We start from the raw sequence: 4,930 nt of genomic DNA on the forward strand, positions 1-4,930 counted from the left end.
TGGCATGCCAGGAACGACCGTCGGGCAGCACAAACAGCGTGCACCAATCTGGAGAAATCCTATGGGCTGGAGGCCGCGCCACGACGGCGTGAACAGGCGAAGCAGCCAGTGCTGGTGGATCGGGAAAACGCCCGGTTTAAAGCTCAGCTGGTTGCAGCGCAACGTGCTCAGAAAGAACGAGAGGCACAGGAAGCGGCAGAGAAAGCTGCACAGCGTGCGAAATGGCGTGATGCCAGCTTCCCGAACCCGCCAACGACCCGAAGCCCGGTTGTATCACCTAAGAAAATTACGCGGCCACATGTCCCATCACAATCTGAACGCTCAAAGGACGTTGGCTATGAAAGATAGCGATAAGAGCGCGCTTTCATAGCCAACGGACACTTAGTTACGGCGATTATCGCGATCTAGCCAAGGAATAAAACGGCCTTTGTTGCCAGCTGCGATGAGATAGGTAAAGCATAAGATTGCGCCGAGGTGAAGAAGGCCTATCCACAGTCCGCTGGTTTGGAAGGTAGCAGGAAGTTGTGAAAGGCCCAAGAGAGCAAGGACGAGATAGAAGTAGTCGCTAGGAATAGCTTTCGGCTTACGTTTATTTTGCGACGTTGGGGTAGCTTCAGTAGCCATTGAGAGCTTCTTTCCAGATTAAGAGAAACAGTTTTGCTTGATATCGTTAATGCCAATAAGCTCGGCGAACAGGCCACCAGCTGCAGCTATAGCTGCATTTCGCTTCGCGGCCGCGCCCTTTTTGCTGTGGTACGCACGCCATATGATATTTACGCCCTTTTTGGCGGATCCAAATCGCTTGACTAACTTATACCCAATTTTTGCAGCAGCTCCCCAAGGCATTAGATTGGCACCCACTGTAGCGGCACATACAGTCCAACCCCAGACCGTATTGGGGTCTGCTACGACGGGAAAAGCAGTGGACTCGTCGAACTCTACAGTTTGGGTTAGTACCCCGTTTGACAAGCTAAAACTAGTTTCTAACTGTTGCCCGTTAGCGTCATAAGCCCATGGCTTGGTTATGCCTCCAACATACTCGCCCTCATCATTGATGAAGCTTACTGAGCCGTCCTCTTCTAGCTGACTCACGGATCCGGATGGGGCTTCAAAGGGAAATTTATAGGTGTGAGAGGCCTCAGCAGATTCAATTGAAATCAGAGTCTGCGAACCATTCGGTGTCTCAAAACTTGAGATCGAAGCCTCTTTCGTTTCAGTCGTTAGAGCAGGCTCTGTGACATGCTCAATCAGACTTTTTGGCACTCCCACTAGATCTGGAGTTGTCAGTTCTGAGGGTTTTCCCGGCAAAGTAAGGCTCATAGAAGCGTTGCCTTCAAAAACTTCGATTGAGGACTGATCAACGATGAGTTTGTCAGATGAATATTCTTCTAGTTCGAGGGGTGCTGGTTCCGCAGCTGAAGCCATGTTAGCGCCAAGGAGGGACAGAGAAAGGCAAAGACCTCCAATGCCTACTAGTTTGGTACCTCGGATGAGAGTGAGAGTTGCGCGCATAGTTCTCCGAAAATTGACAGATTGAGCCCTTGAAAACTTAGGGCATCTTTCCTAACGTCGTCGATCTTATTCGACGCATTCGAGAAAAAACAGTTTGTTGGATTAAAAATCCAGAATATTTGAAGTTGCGGATATAGAACCCTAAGCGCAAAGGGCCCCCTTTATGAACGGGGTCCCTTACTAGCTGCTAAGTCCTTTTCCATCGTTTCCAGAATGGAACTGGGGGTAGGTCAGACTGTAGGTCATGACCTAGGTCAGTTGCCTCGCCTGACCTAGGTCGTTGACCTAGGTCATTTTGGGATGCTTGATGCTCTTTGGGTGGCTCGATCATTCGCATTGCGAGCTTCAACGATTCGACGTGTTCCCCTCGTTCTTTGAGCAAGATTTCAAGGTTTTCGCGCTTTGTGCGTTCTAGTTTAAGCTCTTGCTCAAGCTCACTGATACGGTTCAGTAGCTCTTCTGACCTAGGTCGTTGACCTAGGTCATTTTTATTTGGCCTAGGCCAATGACCTAGGCCATTTTCTGAGTGATCTAGGTCAGTTTTCTGCTCGGGTGGAGCAGGTTTTCCTGGTTTCAAGCCAGCCAAGACAAGGTCTTGGACTGGGATCGTCCATGCGCCGCCAGCACCTTGAACTGCGTTGGGGAATTTGCCTTCGCGTAACCGCCGTTTGATGGTTGAGGGCGAAACCCCGCATTCTTGGGCGGCACGATTAATCGTCCAGGAAGGGCGCATACTCTGGGCCAACTAAGCAGCCTGATCTTTTTGGAGAGCATAGTGAACAGCGCTAACTGCTATGCCAACCTCTTTTGAGATTGCCCTCATGGAGAGTCCAGCAGCACGCAGCTCTTTAATGCGCTCATGGCGTTGGGCAGCCCGTTGTAAATAGACTTCACGAGGTTCGGCAGTCCAAGCACGAATTGTTCGCTCTGAGAGCCCTGTCTTTTCAGCGAGTTCGCGTGCTGTTCTTCCCTGACGGGGAACACGTTCAAGACTCATTGAGTGCCTCCAAGATTATTGCCTGTGTTGTTTGTGCCCGCGCTTGGGATTCACGACGACTCTTGCCGCTTGAGATCCCACCTTTTCGACCTCTTGCAGCTTGGATGTTTATGAAGTTGGCTTCGTAGGTAACAGCTCCGTCGCGCCACATGCGTGATTGCGTGACGATCCAACGATGGATCGACTTCGCAATCTGGTGAGCTTCATTGCGGGGTAAAGGTTCAGAGAACTGTGAATTTAGATGATGGACCTGATTGTTGATTGCTGTCCATAGTCCCTGTACGTCACCGAAGTGGTGACGGATTTCGCGGTAGGCCCAGGTACGTGCGGTTTCAAAAATTGAGCAGTTGCGTCCTAGCCCTACGGGGTTTTTGCGCCGAGTCTTGGCCCAGCCAACAGATGGCATGAAGCCAGCAGTACTGAGATGCTCGTCGAGCTCGTTGAGAGTGTAGAGCTTGTCCGTATACCAGGAAGCATTCCAGCTCTCGTGGGTGGGGTTCTTGGTAATGAGTCCGCTGTAGCCTTGATCGCCATCTACAGAGCGTCTCAGGGCTTCTGTAACTGCTGCGGCATAGGCCAGGGGCTTACGTCGGGCGTATTCGGTGCGGGTGACGGGTTCTCTGAGTGCCCAGACGGCATGGGCATGACCATTGTCTGGATTCTCTACTACTGCGTTAGGCAGCCATGCAGCGCGGTCCCAAAGCGCGCGGAGGAGTGCATCTTCGTGGTCTATATCGACTACGAGAAGATTCGACATCGCTCGCGGATTAGTTTCGACGTACCGTTTACCCAGTGCTTTAGGCCGGGTGTGGCGGTAGATGCCTGTACTTAGATCATCAGAGGCCAAAGGCCGTAGAGGCAGCCACAGCTGCTCCCAAACTGAGCTGGGCGTATTAGTCTCGACGGTCATAGAGACAGCCTTTCACCCCTGCGTTCAAAAGAAGTGCATTTCGCTTCGGCGTGTTCTAAGTAGGCATCTGAAGCCAAGTCAGATGTTTCTGCAGTCCGAGCGCTGAGCGCAGCGAAGTCCGTTTGGTCTTCTTTCGGAGTCTCCGTTCACGCACGGCCAACAGCTCTGCCCCTCCTTCCGCCTCGCACTGGCCTAACACGTGAACGGCTGAAGCCTCTCTACCTCCCTCTGGTTGCACTCCGCTCTCTGCGGCTCCGGTATATCTACGCTCAGCCGTGCCTATGGGAGCGTGAGCCCCACGATTCTCACCGCTTGCGTCTAGCGCCCAAGGCACGCTTCGCAGGTGCCCTGAAATCAACCTCCGCTTCGCTGCGGTTGATGGGCCGGCCCCGCGCCCTCCGCGTGTGCACTTGAGGGTCGTCGGTCCCGTGTCCGGCCCCCTGTTTGCGCGCGGCATTATCCTCCACGGTCGGACGCACGCAAACAGATGCAAGGTATGATTATCCGTAACGGAAAACTGTCGTACCGCTCGTGCCTCGCTGACAGTTTTCGTTCCGGCTTATCGCCCCTTGCTCCTGCGGAGGGCTTGTTCTCGACCGCTTCGCGGTCTTCGGAAGGACGGTTGTTATGGCGTTGTTTTCTCGGAAGAAAGCACCCCCAGCTTCACCGCCTAACCCGTTCGTACGCACGCCGGAGCAGGAAGCTGCTTGGCGGGAACGGGAAGCCGCGGAGGCTGCTGCGGCCGAGGCGGCGCGGGTGGTTTATGTGCCGCGCAAGGGTGGACGGCCGACGGTGGAGAACCCGCGCACGAAGCGTGTTTCCCTGTCCTTGTCGGACCAGGAGTATGAGTTGCTGGTTGCTGCGGCTGAGGGCCGGCGGGTGTCGGTGTGGGCTCGGGAACGACTGCTCGAGTCACTGAACACGGACCCCACCCCGGGCGCTGGGGCAGAGGTGGCACGGATGCGTGCAGATCTGGGGCGGGCTGGCTCAAACCTGAACCAGTTAGTGCGTGCGGTGAACTCAGGGCAGACCGTGCCCAGTGCTGAGCTGCTGGACGCGGTGCAGGCGACGCGTGAGGAATTGGCGCGGGTGCGCGGTGAGCTGCCGTGATCGCGAAAATCACGCGGGGTAAGAATCCTGGGGACATTGGCGCATATTTGCACGGGCCGGGCAAAGCGAACGAACACACCTACACGGTTGCTGGACAGCGCGTTTCTGGCGGTGTGGTGGTTGGGTCAAATATCGGCGCCGAGGGGCAGACTCATCCGCGGTGGTGGGCGGGCGAACTGCGGAAGGCATTGAATACGCGTCCGGAGATTAAGAACCCCGTCTGGCACGCCTCCCTACGCAACACCAAAGGCGATCGGACACTCACGAACGAGCATTGGGCTGATATTGGGCAGTCGTTCGCTGAGGACATGGGGTATGCGGAGCATCCGTGGGTGATGGTGCGTCACGGGGATGACCACGTGCATATCGTGGTTTCTCGCGTTAGCGATGTGGGCGAGGTG

At 54.9% G+C, this 4,930-nt stretch carries 6 protein-coding genes and 1 pseudogene; 3 read left to right on the plus strand and 4 right to left on the minus strand.

Annotated features, from left to right (window positions below):
- Positions 1-348 (plus strand): annotated as a pseudogene (locus CIK74_RS18895) (mobilization protein); the annotation flags it as partial.
- Between the two features lie 33 nt (positions 349-381).
- Here the strand turns inward: CIK74_RS18895 and CIK74_RS02805 are convergent.
- The 4 genes from CIK74_RS02805 to CIK74_RS02820 form a co-directional block, all read right to left on the minus strand.
- The gene (locus tag CIK74_RS02805; RefSeq protein WP_096254260.1) at positions 382-624 is read right to left on the minus strand and encodes a hypothetical protein; all 243 of its coding nucleotides are present in this window, start codon (positions 622-624) and stop codon (positions 382-384) included.
- Between the two features lie 18 nt (positions 625-642).
- The gene (locus CIK74_RS02810; RefSeq protein WP_141392856.1) at positions 643-1,425 is read right to left on the minus strand and encodes a hypothetical protein; all 783 of its coding nucleotides are present in this window, start codon (positions 1,423-1,425) and stop codon (positions 643-645) included.
- Between the two features lie 832 nt (positions 1,426-2,257).
- Positions 2,258-2,509, minus strand: coding sequence for a helix-turn-helix domain-containing protein (locus tag CIK74_RS02815; protein WP_078617992.1), 252 nt, complete (start codon positions 2,507-2,509; stop codon positions 2,258-2,260).
- Positions 2,499-3,419: a replication initiation protein gene (locus tag CIK74_RS02820; RefSeq protein ID WP_096254262.1), complete on the minus strand. Its 921-nt coding sequence runs from the start codon at positions 3,417-3,419 to the stop codon at positions 2,499-2,501. Before CIK74_RS02820 ends, CIK74_RS02815 begins: the two co-directional genes overlap by 11 nt.
- Before the next feature lie 627 nt (positions 3,420-4,046).
- Here CIK74_RS02820 and mobC point away from each other — a divergent pair.
- Together mobC and CIK74_RS02830 are read left to right on the plus strand one after the other, a co-directional pair.
- Positions 4,047-4,529: a plasmid mobilization relaxosome protein MobC gene (gene mobC / locus CIK74_RS02825; RefSeq protein WP_096254263.1), complete on the plus strand. Its 483-nt coding sequence runs from the start codon at positions 4,047-4,049 to the stop codon at positions 4,527-4,529.
- Positions 4,526-4,930: relaxase/mobilization nuclease domain-containing protein (locus CIK74_RS02830; protein WP_170947713.1), on the plus strand; the 405-nt coding region annotated here is incomplete at its 3' end. The genes mobC and CIK74_RS02830, both read left to right, overlap by 4 nt.

The organism is Glutamicibacter sp. BW77 (assembly GCF_002332285.1).
Taxonomy (GTDB): Bacteria; Actinomycetota; Actinomycetes; order Actinomycetales; family Micrococcaceae; genus Glutamicibacter; species Glutamicibacter bergerei.

What these genes read in the sequence shown, in the direction of transcription:
- CIK74_RS02805 (WP_096254260.1), bottom strand. Translation starts at nt 624, where the DNA reads ATGGCTACTGAAGCTACCCCAACGTCGCAAAATAAACGTAAGCCGAAA.
- CIK74_RS02815 (WP_078617992.1), bottom strand. Translation starts at nt 2,509, where the DNA reads ATGAGTCTTGAACGTGTTCCCCGTCAGGGAAGAACAGCACGCGAACTC.
- CIK74_RS02810 (WP_141392856.1), bottom strand. Translation starts at nt 1,425, where the DNA reads ATGGCTTCAGCTGCGGAACCAGCACCCCTCGAACTAGAAGAATATTCA.
- mobC (WP_096254263.1), top strand. Translation starts at nt 4,047, where the DNA reads ATGGCGTTGTTTTCTCGGAAGAAAGCACCCCCAGCTTCACCGCCTAAC.
- CIK74_RS02820 (WP_096254262.1), bottom strand. Translation starts at nt 3,419, where the DNA reads ATGACCGTCGAGACTAATACGCCCAGCTCAGTTTGGGAGCAGCTGTGG.